The sequence below is a fragment of the Microbulbifer sp. NBRC 101763 genome, from assembly GCF_040371615.1.
GTDB classification, from domain to species: Bacteria; Pseudomonadota; Gammaproteobacteria; order Pseudomonadales; family Cellvibrionaceae; genus Microbulbifer; species Microbulbifer variabilis.
The window spans coordinates 51,259-65,865 of the sequence record NZ_BAABQV010000007.1 but is presented as its reverse complement, the minus strand read 5'-3'; the positions used below and the strand labels follow the sequence as shown (position 1 = coordinate 65,865).

Genomic DNA, 14,607 nt, shown 5'->3' with positions numbered 1-14,607 from the left:
AAGTGAATCCACTTTGGATTTCACACTTTGAAGAGTTGTGAAGAAAAGTGAAAGGAAATTGCACAGCCTGAAGGCTTGTAGGGTAGCGAAGTATCAATGTGATTTCACGTTGATACTTTGGCGCTAAAACCAACAAAAATATCTTTTACAAAGTTGTCAGCTCAGAAATAAAAAACCCGCGAAAGCTAGGGCTGACGCGGGTTTGAGAGATGGTACCAGAGGCCGGACTCGAACCGGCACGCTTTTAAGGGCGGGGGATTTTGAATCCCCTGTGTCTACCAATTTCACCACTCTGGCACTTTCGCTGCTCGACCTTGGGGTCGGTGCGAAGAGGGCGTGATTATAGCAATGCTTTGGTCTGGGTCAACCAGTGATTTCAATGACTTACGGCATTTTCTGTCGCGCCAGTTAACAGCTCCTAAAATTTCCTATAACCTTCGCGACCTCTCCATAGTTTCTAGATTTCCAGGATTCCATGCAGCGTCAGGACTTTGACTTTCATCTGCCCGATGAGCTGATCGCCCGCGCGCCTACTGAAGAGCGCCGCGGCAGCCGTCTTTTGTGTCTGGATGGGCCCAGCGGGGCCATTACACATCGGCAGTTTCCAGATATTCTCGACCAGGTACAGGCAGGTGACCTGATAGTCTTTAACGATACCCGGGTGATTCCGGCACGTTTGTTCGCGCAGAAGGAAACCGGCGGTAAGCTGGAAATCCTGGTGGAGCGGGTGCTCAATGAGACGAATATCTGGGCCCATGTGCGCTCCAGTAAGTCTCCCAAACCCGGTTCCAGCATCGTTCTTGAAGACGGTACCCGTATAGAGGTTACTGGCAGGAAGGATGCGCTGTTTGAGCTGTCCTTCCCAAAAGAAGAGGGCGTGCTGGCGATTTTGGATCGCCTCGGCCATATGCCGCTGCCTCCTTATATTGATCGCGAAGACGATGCCAGCGATCGCGAGCGCTACCAGACGGTATACGGCCGCAACGCGGGTGCCGTGGCGGCGCCGACGGCGGGGCTGCACTTTGACGATGAAATGATCGGCGCGCTGCGGGATAAAGGTGTCGAGGTTGTGTTCGTTACCCTGCATGTGGGTGCCGGGACTTTCCAGCCGGTGCGCGTGGATAATATTTTTGAGCACCAGATGCACAGCGAAGTGCTGGATGTTTCCCAGGAAGTGGTGGATGCCGTAGCCGCTTGCCGCGCTCGCAATGGCAGTGTGATTGCGGTGGGTACCACCAGTGTGCGGGCACTGGAAAGTGCGGCGCGCGGTGGCGAATTGCAGGCCACGGTGGGGGAGACGGATATCTTTATTTATCCCGGCTATGAATTTCAGGTTGTGGATAAGTTGGTCACCAACTTCCATCTGCCGGAATCCACCCTGTTGATGCTGGTGAGTGCCTTCGCGGGGTACCAGCATACGATGGCCGCATATAAAGCTGCTGTTGAGGAGCGTTACCGTTTCTTTAGTTACGGCGACGCCATGTTTATTACCCGCGATCCCAATGCCAAAAAAGAAGAAGTCGCATCAGCGAAAGGAGATACCCAGTGAGCCGCGAATGTTTTATGCAGTTTGAAGTGGATAACACTGATGGCAAGGCCCGTCGTGGCCGTTTGCGTTTTCCTCGCGGTGTGGTGGAAACCCCGGCGTTTATGCCGGTGGGTACTTACGGCACTGTTAAAGGTATGTTGCCGAGAGATATCGAGGGCATTGGTGCACAAATTATTCTGGGCAATACCTTCCATCTGATGCTGCGCCCGGGTACTGAAGTGGTTAAAGCCCATGGCGACCTGCACGACTTCACGCAATGGTCTGGCCCTATCCTCACCGACTCCGGCGGCTTCCAGGTATTTAGCCTGGGTGAACTGCGCAAGATTACGGAAGAGGGGGTTTCTTTCCGTTCACCCATTGATGGCAGCCCGGTATTCCTGGACCCGGAAGAATCCATGCGTGTTCAGCGGGACCTGGGTTCGGATATTGTGATGATCTTCGATGAGTGCACGCCTTATCCGGCCACTACCGATGAAGCGCGCAAGTCTATGGAGCTGTCCCTGCGTTGGGCGGAGCGCTCCAAGAAAGCCCATGGCGATAGCCCGTCTGCGCTGTTCGGCATTGTGCAGGGTGGTATGTACCCGGAATTGCGCGATGTGTCCCTGCGCGGCCTCACTGAGATTGGTTTCGATGGTTATGCCATTGGCGGCCTGTCGGTGGGTGAGCCGAAAGAGGAGATGATCAAGGTATTGGATCACCTGGCGCACAAGATGCCGGAAGACAAGCCGCGCTATCTGATGGGCGTGGGCAAGCCGGAAGATATTGTTGAAGCGGTGCGTCGCGGTGTGGATATGTTCGACTGTGTCATGCCCACGCGCAATGCGCGCAATGGCCACCTGTTTACCTTTGAAGGTGTGGTGAAGATCCGCAATGCCAGGCATCGCCACGATACGGGCCCCTTGGAAGAAGAGTGCGATTGCTACACCTGTGAAAATTTCTCCCGCGCTTACCTGCATCACCTGGATCGCTGTGGTGAAATTCTCGGTGCGCAGCTGAATACGATTCATAATCTGCGCCACTACCAGCGCCTGATGCAAAAGCTGCGCGATGCGATCGCCGCCAATGAGCTGGAGGCGTATGTCGCGGAGTTCTACCGCGGTCTGGGTCGTGAGGTTCCAGCGCTAGAGGCCTGATAGCGCGGTACTTTTATCCTATCTGGGGCACAGTCGATCGCACGATTGTGCCCCTGTCATTTGTCCGTTCATCCGATCCCCGTATAATCAGCCCCCACTTTTATTGGGGGCGGTGTACCTTGCATTCTGCGTATACTGCCCGCATATCCAGGCAAATTGCCAAGATTTACCGGCCCTCGGGGTCACACTAGAACAATGAGAACAGCATGAATCGCTACCCGATCTGGAAGTACTTTCTGATTCTCGCGGTTGTGGCCTTTGGCCTTATCTACGCCGCGCCCAATCTCTATAAGCCGGACCCTGCAGTGCAGATTTCCGGGCAGTCCAGTGCCATGGTGATGGATGAGAATGTCCTCACCAAAGCACAAAAGGCCCTGGATGAATCGGGGATTGCGCACTTTGGCGGAGAGGTGGGCGATAAGGCGATATTGATTCGCCTCGAGTCCCAGGATGAGCAGTTGCCGGCCAAGCGCGCGATTCAGGAGGCCCTGGGCCACAGTGATTACGTGGTTGCCCTGAACCTGGCTTCCACCACGCCTCAGTGGTTGAGCGATATTGGCGCAAGCCCGATGAAGCTGGGCCTCGACCTGGCTGGCGGTGTGCACTTCCTGATGGAAGTGGATACCAACACCATCGTAAAAACCAATATGGAAGGCTATGCGCAGGATGTGAAAACCAAACTGCGTGAAGCCAAGGCCCGTTACCGCAGTGTTGACCTGATCGACGATCGCGAAATCGTCGCCCGTTTCCGCAGTGATGAACTGCGCAACCTGGCGCTCTCTACCATGCGTAAGGAATTCCCGCAGCTGCAGCTGCGCGAATCCGGCAGTGGTGAGAACCTGGAGATCCGTGCCACCCTGTCTGAGCAGGAGATCAAGCAGCTTGAGGACTACGCGGTTAGCCAGAACCTGACCACCCTGCGCAACCGGGTGAATGAGCTGGGCGTGGCAGAGCCGATCGTTCAGCGCCAGGGGCGCAACCGTATCGTTGTAGAGCTGCCCGGTGTGCAAGACACCGCCGAGGCCAAGCGTATTATCGGTAAGACCGCCAACCTCGAGTACCGTATGGAAGCCCGCCCCGATGAGCTGGTTACCAACAAAGAGTACTTCGAGTACCGCAGCGAGCAGACGCAGCAGATGTACGGCGGTGCCTGGCTCGAGCGCAAGATTATTATCAAGGGTGACAGCGTTACCAACGCTCGTGTCGGCTATGACGAGAGCGGCTTCCCCCAGGTAAATATCACCCTCGACTCCCGTGGCGGTGAACTCATGCACCGTGCCACCTGGAAAAATGTGGGCCGTCGTATGGGCACCCTGTTTATCGAGACCCGCTTTACCCCGCAAACCAAGATCGATGCGGAGGGCAACGAGATCACCGAGCAGATCAGGACTGAAGACAAGAAGATTATCAGCCTGGCTACCGTGCAGAGTGCCCTCGGCAAGCAGTTCCGTGTTACCGGCCTGGACAGCCCCGCAGAGGCCCAGGAACTGGCCCTGCTGCTGCGCGCCGGTGCCCTGGCAGCTCCCATGTATTTTGTGGAAGAGCGCGTGATTGGCCCATCTTTGGGTGCCGATAACATCAAGGTGGGTATTCAGTCGGTAGAGTACGGCTTGTTGGCGGTACTTATCTGTATGCTGATTTCCTATCGCGTATTTGGTCTGGCTGCGAACCTGGCCCTGGCAGTCAACCTGATTCTGCTGGTGGCGGTGATGTCGATTCTCGGCGCTACCCTGACGCTCCCGGGTATTGCCGGTATCGTTCTGACCGTGGGTATGGCGGTGGATGCCAACGTGCTGATTTTCTCGCGAATACGGGAGGAACTCAGGAATGGGATGCCTCCGCAATCGGCGATTACCGCCGGCTTCGATAATGCTTACAGCACCATTGTGGATGCGAATATCACCACCCTGATTGTGGCGGTTATTCTGTACGCTATTGGTTCCGGTCCGGTTCAGGGCTTCGCGGTAACCCTGTCCATCGGTATTCTCACCTCCATGTTCAGTGCCATTATGGGTACCCGTGCAATCATTAACTTGTTCTACGGCGGTCGCCGTGTACAGAAACTCTGGATTTAAGGAGACTGGCCATGAGTGAGACCAAAGTGGAAAACGGTAAGATCACCGAGTACATGGGCAAGCGCGTTTATGACTTTATGCGCTGGCGCAAGATTGCCGCGGTTGTTTCTGTCATCCTGGTACTGGCATCGATTGGCATACTGGCGGCCAAGGGCCTGAAGTTTGGCCTGGACTTCACCGGCGGTACCCAGGTTGAAGTGGGTTACGAAGTTGCGCCGTTTATTAACGATGTGCGCACCCAGCTGGAAAATGCTGGCTATGATGGCGCTACGGTAGTGAACTACGGCTCCGAAACCGAGCTGATGATCAAGCTGCCGCCGGAGGTAACTGAAGAGGAAACCCAGATCAGTGCTACTGATCAGGAAGCCGTTACACCGATTGGCGACAAGGTGGTAGAAGTGCTGCGTGCAGGCAGCGATGGTACTGTCACCCTGCGCCGTGTGGAAATGGTGGGTCCTCAGGTAGGTGCCGAGCTGCGCGATGATGGCGGCTTGGGCATGCTGGTGGCTCTGGCCCTGGTGATGATCTACGTGGCCCTGCGCTTCCAGTACAAGTTCTCCGTTGGTGCCGTAGCGGCATTGGGGCACGATGTGATTATCGTGCTGGGCTTCTTTGCCCTGCTGGGGCTGGACTTCGACCTCACTGTACTGGCGGCGGTGCTGGCGGTGATCGGTTACTCCCTGAACGATACCATCGTGGTATCTGACCGTATTCGTGAGAACTTCCGCAAGGTGCGCAAGGCTGAGACTGAGGAGATTATTAATATCTCCATTAGCCAGACTCTGGGCCGTACCTTTATGACCTCGTTCACGACCTTGCTGGTGTTGTGGGCGCTGCAGTTCTTCGGCGGGGAGCTGATCCACAACTTCTCCCTGGCGTTGATCGTCGGTGTGGTTGTAGGTACCTACTCTTCTGTGTATGTGGCAGCAAACGTGCTGATGGGACTGAAGATCTCCAAAGAAGATCTGATGCCGCCAGTGAAAGAGGGTGCTGAGCTGGAAGAAATGCCCTGATCCAGGCTAACCCTTAAATTAAAAAGGCCGCTTTAAAGCGGCCTTTTTTGTGCTCCCGGTTTCTCAGTCACCATTAATCAAGTGTAATTAAGTGCTGAAGTCGGGGCCTTTTGTTGGGCTAAATTGGGCTAATTAGTGAAGCCAGTTACGAGCGGTTTAGCTGCGAGGCTTCTTACCCAGGGTGATGTGCTTGGGGCCGGAGGTGTTGGTCTGGCCGCTCACACCCTTGGGCACCTGCTCAATCTCGCCACCCTTGGCCAGGAAAGCCTGCACCTGCGCTTCAATGCTCTCGCTGGTCTCTAACGGAGCGCTCTGCTTGCGACTGGAAGACGAGGATGCTTTTTTGGCCACGATAACTATCCGGTTTATGGGTTGGCCGGACATCATACATTGTTTTGAACAAAAAATCACCCAAACGCCTAAGCGCTGCACATAGCGGTCAGTTTGCCGCCGGGTGCAGCGGCACGGTGTGTCACACAGAGGTAATTTCTGGGGCTATTCCACTTCCTGCTCTGCAGGTGCCTCGGTAGCCAGTGGCCAGCCGCCCATTTCCCGCCACTTGTTTACGATTCCACAGAACAGGGTTGCGGTTTTCTCCGCATCGTACTCTGCGGAGTGGGCGCAGCTATTGTCGAACTCGATACCTGCGGCCTGGCAGGCTTTGGCCAGAACCGTTTGGCCATAGGCGAGCCCGGCGAGACTGGCGGTATCGAAACAGGAGAAGGGATGGAATGGGTTGCGCTTGATTCCGGTCCGCTCAACGACGGCGTTAACAAATCCCAGATCGAAATGGGCATTGTGAGCAACCACGATGGCGCGGGTACAACTGTGTTTTTTCACCGCACTGCGGATTTTGCGGAACAGCTCTGGCAGAGCAATTTCTTCAGGCCAGGCATCGCGATCGGGGGACTCCAGGTCGATACCGATAAAATCCAGGGCCGACTGCTCTACGTTGGCGCCCTCAAATGGTTCCAGGTGGAAACTGTGGGTCTCATGGGGGACGAGGTTGCCCTCCGCATCCATATCCAGAATAACCGCCGAAATCTCCAGCAGGGCATCGGTACGCGCGTTAAAGCCGCCGGTTTCCAGGTCGATAACAACCGGCAGGAAGCCGCGAAATCGCTGGGCGAGGGGGCTCTTGGGTCCTGTTGGTTCTTCCGCGGGGGTCACTTTGGGTCCTTGTAAATCTCAATTGTGCCGGGGTTGCTTGGCCCCGGGCATGAGCGGGCTTGCTATTGGCCCGCAACAGTTCAAACCGGAATTATACGAGTTTCCAGTTCAGGGTTTCACCGGCATTCAGGGGTATCAGGTTCTCACCGCCCATATCCAGGCTTTCCGGCAGGGTCCACGGTTGTTTGACCAGGGTGATGGTGTCCTGGTTGCGTGGCAGACCGTAAAAGTCGGGCCCGAAATTACTCGCGAAACCTTCCAGCTTATCCAGCTTGCCGGCGCGCTCAAAAGCTTCGGCGTACAGCTCTATGGCGGAGTAGGCAGTGTAACAACCGGCGCAGCCGCATTCGTGTTCTTTTTTATGGTGAGCGTGGGGGGCCGAGTCGGTGCCGAGGAAAAATTTCGGGCTGCCGCTGGTGGCCGCTTCGATCAGAGCTGACTGGTGATCGCCGCGCTTGAGGATTGGCAGGCAGTAGTAGTGCGGGCGAATACCACCAACCAGCATATGGTTGCGGTTGTACAGCAGGTGGTGGGCGGTAATGGTCGCGGCCACACCATCGCGGGCATTCTGTACAAACTCAGCGGCATTCGCAGTGGTAATGTGCTCAAAAACCACTTTCAACGTGGGAAAATCTTCCACCAGGCGCGACAGGGTTTTCTCAATAAATACCTGCTCGCGATCGAAAATATCGATATCGTTGGTGGTTACCTCCCCGTGCAGCAGCAGCTTCATGCCGCAGGACTGCATTTCCTCCAGGGCGGGGTAAATATTGGCGATGTCGGTTACCCCGGAATCGGAATTCGTGGTTGCTCCGGCAGGGTATAGTTTTGCTGCGATCACACCGGCAGCGTGCGCCTGGCGGATTACTTCGGCATCGGTCTTATCGGTCAGGTAAATAACCATCAGCGGCTCAAAAGCGCGGCCGGCCGGAATATGCGCGCGGATACGCTCGCGATAGGCCAGGGCCATATCGGCGTTGGTAACTGGTGGTACCAGGTTGGGCATCACTATTGCGCGGTGAAATTGTTGGGCGGCATCGCCTACTGTGCGTTCTAAAGCGGCGCCATCGCGCAGGTGAATATGCCAGTCGTCAGGGGCGCGAAGAGTGATTTGCTCCGTCATGGTACTCCGTGGTCTTGGACGCTGTAGTGAGTCGTTGTGCGGCGCGCATGCTACCCGATGCGGGGTGAAATTGCGATGCACAAAAGGGTTAAAAATTAATCAATTGTGTCTACAAGTGTCTTGGCGCTAGTCGATTGCGAGCTGAGGCGCTACAATCGCGCCCCGATAAACAGTGTGGGTATTATTGTGCCCATAATACCGACCCTGGGTATACCTCCAAGAATAACTCCCCCAGACCGACATTAATTCGCGCAGAGGCGATCCATATCGCCGTGCCTAATGTTGTGACGGCGTGTTCCCGGCAGCAGAGGATAGCAATGAGCAAAATCGAGAAGGTAGTACTGGCATATTCCGGCGGACTGGATACGTCGGTAATTGTGCGCTGGCTGCAGGAAACTTACGGTTGTGAGGTGGTAACTTTTACCGCTGATATCGGCCAGGGCGAGGAAGTGGAACCCGCCCGAGCCAAGGCTGAGGCCCTGGGTGTAAAAGAAATTTATATCGACGACCTGCGCGAAGAGTACGTGCGCGATTTCGTCTTCCCGGTGTTCCGTGCCAACGCGATTTACGAAGGTGAGTATTTGCTCGGCACCTCCATCGCGCGCCCGCTGATCGCCAAGCGCCTGATCGAGATTGCCAACGAGACCGGTGCCGATGCTATCTCCCATGGCGCCACTGGCAAGGGCAACGACCAGGTGCGTTTCGAACTGGGTGCCTATGCGTTGAAGCCAGGTATCCAGGTAATTGCTCCCTGGCGCGAGTGGGACCTAAATTCCCGCGAAAAGCTGATGCAGTATTGCGAACAGCATAAAATTCCGGTGGATTTCTCCTCCAGCAAAAAGAAATCCCCTTACTCAATGGATGCCAACCTGCTGCATATCTCTTACGAGGGCGGCAACCTTGAGGACCCATGGGCGGAAGCCGAGGAAGATATGTGGCGTTGGAGTGTCAGCCCCGAAGCTGCACCAGAAGAGCCGACCTATATTACTTTGGGCTTTGAGAAGGGGGATCCCGTTTCTATCGACGGTGAGCGCTTAAGCCCTGCTACTTTGCTTGAGAAACTGAATAAGTTGGGCGGAGCCAACGGCATTGGTCGCTTGGATATTGTGGAAAACCGCTACGTGGGAATGAAGTCCCGCGGCTGCTACGAAACACCTGGCGGCACCATTTTGATGAAGGCGCACCGCGCCATTGAGTCCATCACGCTGGATCGCGAAGTGGCTCATATGAAAGATTCCCTGATGCCGCGCTACGCTGAACTGATTTATAACGGCTACTGGTGGTCACCGGAGCGCAGCATGCTGCAGGCTGCGATCGATGAATCCCAGCTGGTGGTTAACGGTGAAGTACGCCTGAAACTCTATAAGGGTAGTGTGAGCGCAGTGGGCCGCCGTTCTGCGGACAGCCTCTTCGACGAGCGTATCGCTACCTTCGAAGACGATGCCGGGGCCTACGACCAGAAAGATGCAGAGGGCTTTATTAAGCTCAACGCCCTGCGTCTGCGGATCGCCGCCGGTAAGGGAAGAAAATTGATTTAGTTGATTTAGATCATCCTTGGCTAGTGCGGGGTGCGCTTAAATCCTTATCTGGCCAATAAAGTGACAGCTGTGTTTGCGCATAGCTGCCGCAGACCATGCGGTGGGCCAGTCCCGCTCAGTGGAACCGATTTTAAAAAAGCAACGGAAGTTTAAACATGACGACAACGGTGGCAAAGACCGGCCCTGTGCCGGACTATGACTACAATATCGTGCGCCAGTTCACCATCATGTCCGTGGTCTGGGGCATTTTTGGTATGGGCATGGGCGTATTGATCGCGGCCCAGCTGGCCTGGCCAGAACTCAATGATTTCTGGCAGCCCTTCTCGCACTTTGGGCGCTTGAGGCCATTACACACCAATGCGGTAATTTTCGCCTTTGGTGGTAGTGTTCTGTTTGCCACCTCTTACTATGTAGTGCAGCGCACCTGTCAGGTTCGCCTGTGGGGCGGCTGGCTGATTCCCTTTACTTTCTGGGGATGGCAGGCCGTTATCGTGGCAGCGGCTATCACCCTGCCGATGGGCTTCACTTCCACTAAAGAATACGCCGAACTCGAGTGGCCGATTGATATCCTGATCGCCCTGGTTTGGGTGGCCTACGCGCTGGTGTTCTTCGGTACCATCATGAAGCGCAGAACCTCCCACATCTACGTGGCGAACTGGTTCTTCGGTGCTTATATCGTCACTATTGCTGTACTCCATATTATTAATAATTTGGAGATCCCGGTTGCTCCTTTCAAGTCTTACTCTATCTACTCAGGCACCAAGGACGCAATGATCCAGTGGTGGTATGGCCATAACGCAGTAGGGTTCTTCCTGACTGCAGCCTTCCTGGGGATCATGTACTACTTCGTACCTAAGCAGGCGGGCCGCCCGGTTTATTCCTACCAGCTTTCTATCGTGCATTTCTGGGCCCTGATTTCCCTGTACGTATGGGCTGGTGGCCACCACCTGCACTACTCAGCGCTACCTGACTGGGCCCAGAGCCTGGCGATGGTAATGTCCCTGATCCTGCTGGCTCCATCCTGGGGTGGTATGATCAACGGCATCATGACCCTGTCCGGTGCTTGGCACAAACTGCGCACCGACCCGACCCTGCGCTTCCTGGTGGTATCCCTGTCCTTCTACGGTATGTCCACCTTCGAAGGCCCGATGATGTCCATCAAGACTGTAAACGCCCTGTCCCACAACACCGACTGGACTGTTGGCCACGTACACTCCGGTGCATTGGGCTGGGTTGCCATGATTTCTATCGGTGCTCTCTATCACCTGGTTCCAGTGCTCTGGAAGCGTCGCGAAATGTACAGCACCAAGCTGATTAACGCGCACTTCTGGCTGGCTACTGTAGGCACGGTACTGTACATCGCTGCTATGTGGGTGAACGGTATTACCCAGGGCCTGATGTGGCGTGCATTTAACGCTGACGGCACCTTGACCTATAGCTTTGTGGAAAGTGTGGTTGCGAGCCACCCAGGTTATGTAGTGCGCTGGTTGGGCGGAGCCATGTTCCTGCTGGGCATGCTGCTGATGGCTTACAACGTTTACCGTACGATCACCGAGAAGGTAAACGATGCCGAAGCCGATAACACCGTTCGAGCTGTACCGGCGGCATAGGAGAGCAGACCGTGAAGAATCATGACATCGTAGAAAAAAATATTGGCTGGATGATCTTTTTCATCATTATCGCCATTAGCTTCGGCGCTCTGGTGGAGATCGTTCCGCAGTTCTTTACCAAGGCGAACTACACGCCCCTGCCGGGCCAGAAGCCGCTGACGGCATTGGAGCTGGAAGGCCGCGATATCTATATCCGCGAAGGCTGTCACGTGTGTCACACCCAGATGGTGCGCCCGTTGCGCGCTGAGGTGGAGCGCTATGGACACTACTCCATGGCCGAGGAATCCGTGTACGAGCACCCCTTCCTGTGGGGCTCCAAGCGTACCGGTCCCGACCTGGCTCGTGTAGGTGGCCGTTACTCCGATGAGTGGCAGCGCGCTCACTTGTACAACCCGCGCAGCGTTGTACCCGAGTCCATCATGCCGGCCTACCCTTGGTTGTTCGACAATGTAGTTACTGGCAATTACACCGCGCGCAAGATGGAAGCACTGCGTTTCGTCGGTGTGCCCTACACCGATGAGGACATCGCCAACGCCTCCAAGCCTTTCGAAGGCGGCAAGGTTAAGGAAATCGATGCTCTGGTCGCTTACTTGCAACAGCTGGGTACCCTGGTTACCCAAAAACGCTAATAGCGAGGAAGGAAACTCGTGACTATCGAAACATTGCGGGAAATCGGACTGGTTTTGGGATCAATCGCCTTTCTGGCTATCTGCTGGTGGGCCTTCTCTCCGAAGCGCAAGAAGCGCTTCGAGGAAGATGCCAATTTGCCATTTGCCGATGAAGAGCAACAGGCCGATAAGGATGAGTCGGCCGCTCAGAAGGATGAATCCAAATCCGGGCAAGAGTCCGGGACTGAACGAAAACAGGGGCAGGACAAGTAATGAGTACATTCTGGAGTGTGTGGGTAATTGTACTCACCCTCGCCAATCTGGCGTTGATTACCTGGGTGTTGTTCGCCAACCGAAAAGTGGCAGTTGACGACCAGGCAGAACCGGAAAACAAAACCACAGGCCACGTGTACGACGGCATTGAGGAGTACGACAACCCTCTGCCCAAGTGGTGGTTCATGCTGTTTATCGCCACGCTGGTGTTTTCAGCGGTATACCTGGTGATCTACCCAGGCATGGGTAACTTCAAAGGCCTTGGTGGTTGGTCATCTGTCGGCGCGCTGGAAGCTTCCCAGGCTAAGGCCCAGGAGAAGTTCGACGAGCAGTTTGGCATTTATCTCGATATGCCCATCGAGGAAATCGCCCAGAGCCCGCAGGCACTGAAAATGGGTTCCCGTATCTTCGCCAACAACTGTGCTGTATGTCACGGTGCGGATGCCGGCGGTAACTTCGGCTTCCCTAACCTGACCGACAACGCCTGGCTTTACGGCGGTACCCCGGAGAAAATCCTGGAAACCCTGTACAACGGCCGTCAGGGCATGATGCCTCCGCAAGGGCCGGTGATTGGGGAAGAAGGTGTTAAGAACGCCACTGAGTATGTTCTCTCCCTGAATGGCCTCGAGCATGACAAGGCTATGGCTGCGGAAGGACAGAAGGTCTTCAATACCGTGTGTATGGCCTGTCACGGTATGGACGCCAAGGGTAACCAGCTCCTCGGTGCGCCAAACCTGACCGATGACCTGTGGCTGTATGGCAGCGATCGTGCGCAAATCCAGCACACGATCCGCAGCGGCCGTAGCAATATGATGCCCGCGCAGAAAGATAAGCTGCGCGAAGACAAGATCCGCTTAGTAGCGGCCTATGTCTACAACTTGTCCAAACAGGACGAGGAACAGCAGTAATCGAATAAGGCCCGGCTATGCTGGGCCTTATTTTTTTGGAAGGAACTCCGGGTGCTGCAGGGACGGAGATAAAAGCCTCATACATAAGTGGCTGACTGTGCCCGCGTGCAGATAATGCCCGTGCGAGAGTGAGGTTTTTGTGAGTGACTTGATTCCCACCCGCGAAGAGCAGGAAGGTAACGGTGAAGTTCGCTACCGCATGCTCTACGAATCGGATGACAAAATTTATATTCGCCATATCCGTGGTATTTACACCCGGATTCGCAAATATACCGGCCTACCGTTACTGTTGGCTTTCTTCTTTATCCCCTGGATTAATATCGACGGGCGCCAGTCTGTCTTCTTCGATCTTCCCACCCGCCAGTTTCATATCCTCGGTACCACCTTCGGCCCACAGGATGGCTTCCTGCTAGCCTGGTTGCTGATTATTGCTGCCTTTGCCCTGTTTGCCGTTACCACCTGGATGGGGCGGGTCTGGTGCGGTTTTACCTGTCCACAGACTGTCTGGACCATGATGTTTATGTGGGCCGAGCGAGTTTGTGAGGGCGATCGCAACAAGCGGATGAAGCTCGATAAGGCCCCCTGGAACGCGGAGAAAATCCTGCGTAAAGGTGGCACCCACGCTATCTGGCTGCTGATTTCTCTCGCCACAGCTCTGGCTTTCGTTGGTTACTTCTATGGTATCCGCGACCTGGTGGTAGACCTCGCGACCTTTGATGCCCATCCGCAGGGGGTCTTTTGGGTCGCCTTCTTTACTTTTGCCACCTACATGAATGCGGGCTTCCTGCGTGAGCAGGTGTGCAAGTACATGTGCCCCTATGCGCGCTTTCAGTCGGTGATGTACGACCAGGACACTCTTGCGGTCTATTACGATGCACAGCGCGGCGAGACCCGTGGTCCACGCAAGAAGAACGTGGACTACAAGGCCGAGGGTATGGGTGACTGTATCGATTGCTACTGGTGTGTGCAGGTATGTCCTGTGGATATCGATATTCGCGATGGCATGCAGTATGAATGCATTAACTGTGGTCTATGTGTTGACGCCTGTAACAGCGTCATGGACAAAATGGGTTATGACCGCGGCCTGATTCGTTTTACCTCAGAAGACGAGTTGGAGACCGGAAAGACCAATTACCTGCGTCCGCGCCTGTTTGGTTATGCCATTGTCCTGTTGGCAATGGTTGGCTTGTTCTCCCATCAGGTGGCTACACGCAACCCGATTGAGACTGAAATTACCCGCGATCGCGGTGCGCGAATGTACCGAGTATCCCAGGGACTGGTGCAGAATGTGTATACCGTGAAGATCAGCAATATGGATCAAGCGGCACATGAGTTCACTATCCGTGTGGAGGGCAACCCGAATTACGATTATTCGGTTCGCAAGCCGCGTACGATCTACCTGGAGGCGGGGGAGATTTTCCCGGTACCGATCCGGGTGAGTGTGCCCAAGACACAGTTGAAAGAGAGCAAGCACGATATCGATATCGTAGTGGAGGCTGTCGATAACCCTGAGCTGGTCGACAAGCACCGAACGGTATTTATTGGTCCCAAGCAGTAGACGGGACGCCGTTCCCGTTGCAAAGTACGGGCCCGCCCAGGTGGGCTCG

General features: G+C 55.2%; 13 protein-coding genes and 1 tRNA gene. 10 read left to right on the top strand and 4 right to left on the bottom strand.

The annotated features are described in order from the left end of the window. Positions 1-210 precede the first annotated feature (210 nt). A tRNA-Leu gene (locus ABWV76_RS17685) sits at positions 211-297 on the bottom strand. A 178-nt stretch (positions 298-475) separates the two neighbouring features. Between ABWV76_RS17685 and queA the strand changes: the two genes are divergently transcribed. From queA to secF, 4 genes are all read left to right on the top strand, one after another. Next, a complete protein-coding gene (queA, locus tag ABWV76_RS17680) occupies positions 476-1,549 on the top strand; it encodes a tRNA preQ1(34) S-adenosylmethionine ribosyltransferase-isomerase QueA (protein WP_353376798.1) in 1,074 nt (357 codons plus the stop codon). A 14-nt stretch (positions 1,550-1,563) separates the two neighbouring features. Beyond that, positions 1,564-2,682: a tRNA guanosine(34) transglycosylase Tgt gene (gene tgt, locus ABWV76_RS17675; protein WP_502914813.1), complete on the top strand. Its 1,119-nt coding sequence runs from the start codon at positions 1,564-1,566 to the stop codon at positions 2,680-2,682. 206 nt (positions 2,683-2,888) lie between these two features. Continuing rightward, positions 2,889-4,757, top strand: coding sequence for a protein translocase subunit SecD (gene secD, locus ABWV76_RS17670; protein WP_020412283.1), 1,869 nt, complete (start codon positions 2,889-2,891; stop codon positions 4,755-4,757). Between the two features lie 11 nt (positions 4,758-4,768). Then, complete coding sequence (secF, locus tag ABWV76_RS17665) at positions 4,769-5,770, top strand: protein translocase subunit SecF (RefSeq protein WP_020412284.1); 1,002 nt, start codon at positions 4,769-4,771, stop codon at positions 5,768-5,770. Positions 5,771-5,926: 156 nt separating this feature from the next. Here secF and ABWV76_RS17660 read toward each other — a convergent pair whose 3' ends face one another. The 3 genes from ABWV76_RS17660 to pyrC all read right to left on the bottom strand — a co-directional run bounded on the left by ABWV76_RS17660 (position 5,927) and on the right by pyrC (position 8,063). Continuing rightward, entirely contained in the window at positions 5,927-6,181 is a 255-nt protein-coding gene (locus ABWV76_RS17660) for a PFL_1563 family small protein (RefSeq protein ID WP_425411204.1), read from the bottom strand. An 84-nt stretch (positions 6,182-6,265) separates the two neighbouring features. Beyond that, positions 6,266-6,940: a ribonuclease T gene (rnt, locus tag ABWV76_RS17655; RefSeq protein ID WP_020412286.1), complete on the bottom strand. Its 675-nt coding sequence runs from the start codon at positions 6,938-6,940 to the stop codon at positions 6,266-6,268. A gap of 91 nt (positions 6,941-7,031) precedes the next feature. Beyond that, complete coding sequence (gene pyrC, locus ABWV76_RS17650) at positions 7,032-8,063, bottom strand: dihydroorotase (protein ID WP_020412287.1); 1,032 nt, start codon at positions 8,061-8,063, stop codon at positions 7,032-7,034. Between the two features lie 317 nt (positions 8,064-8,380). On the opposite strand from pyrC, the gene ABWV76_RS17645 reads away from it, so the two are divergent. From ABWV76_RS17645 to ccoG, 6 genes are all read left to right on the top strand, one after another. Further along, positions 8,381-9,601 carry an argininosuccinate synthase gene (locus ABWV76_RS17645; protein ID WP_353376796.1) on the top strand — a complete coding sequence of 407 codons (1,221 nt, stop codon included), beginning with the start codon at positions 8,381-8,383 and terminating at the stop codon, positions 9,599-9,601. A gap of 155 nt (positions 9,602-9,756) precedes the next feature. Further along, positions 9,757-11,211: a cytochrome-c oxidase, cbb3-type subunit I gene (gene ccoN, locus ABWV76_RS17640; protein ID WP_020412289.1), complete on the top strand. Its 1,455-nt coding sequence runs from the start codon at positions 9,757-9,759 to the stop codon at positions 11,209-11,211. A gap of 11 nt (positions 11,212-11,222) precedes the next feature. Continuing rightward, positions 11,223-11,840, top strand: a complete 618-nt coding sequence (ccoO, locus tag ABWV76_RS17635; RefSeq protein ID WP_020412290.1) for a cytochrome-c oxidase, cbb3-type subunit II — start codon at positions 11,223-11,225, stop codon at positions 11,838-11,840. A gap of 18 nt (positions 11,841-11,858) precedes the next feature. After that, positions 11,859-12,092 (top strand): CcoQ/FixQ family Cbb3-type cytochrome c oxidase assembly chaperone, encoded by a 234-nt coding sequence (locus tag ABWV76_RS17630; protein ID WP_020412291.1) that lies wholly within the window; start codon positions 11,859-11,861, stop codon positions 12,090-12,092. Next, on the top strand, positions 12,092-13,000 hold the full coding sequence (gene ccoP, locus ABWV76_RS17625) for a cytochrome-c oxidase, cbb3-type subunit III (RefSeq protein WP_020412292.1): 909 nt from the start codon (positions 12,092-12,094) through the stop codon (positions 12,998-13,000). The genes ABWV76_RS17630 and ccoP overlap by 1 nt, the downstream gene beginning before the upstream one ends. Before the next feature lie 139 nt (positions 13,001-13,139). Continuing rightward, positions 13,140-14,558: a cytochrome c oxidase accessory protein CcoG gene (ccoG, locus tag ABWV76_RS17620; RefSeq protein WP_282951377.1), complete on the top strand. Its 1,419-nt coding sequence runs from the start codon at positions 13,140-13,142 to the stop codon at positions 14,556-14,558. Positions 14,559-14,607: the final 49 nt, after the last annotated feature.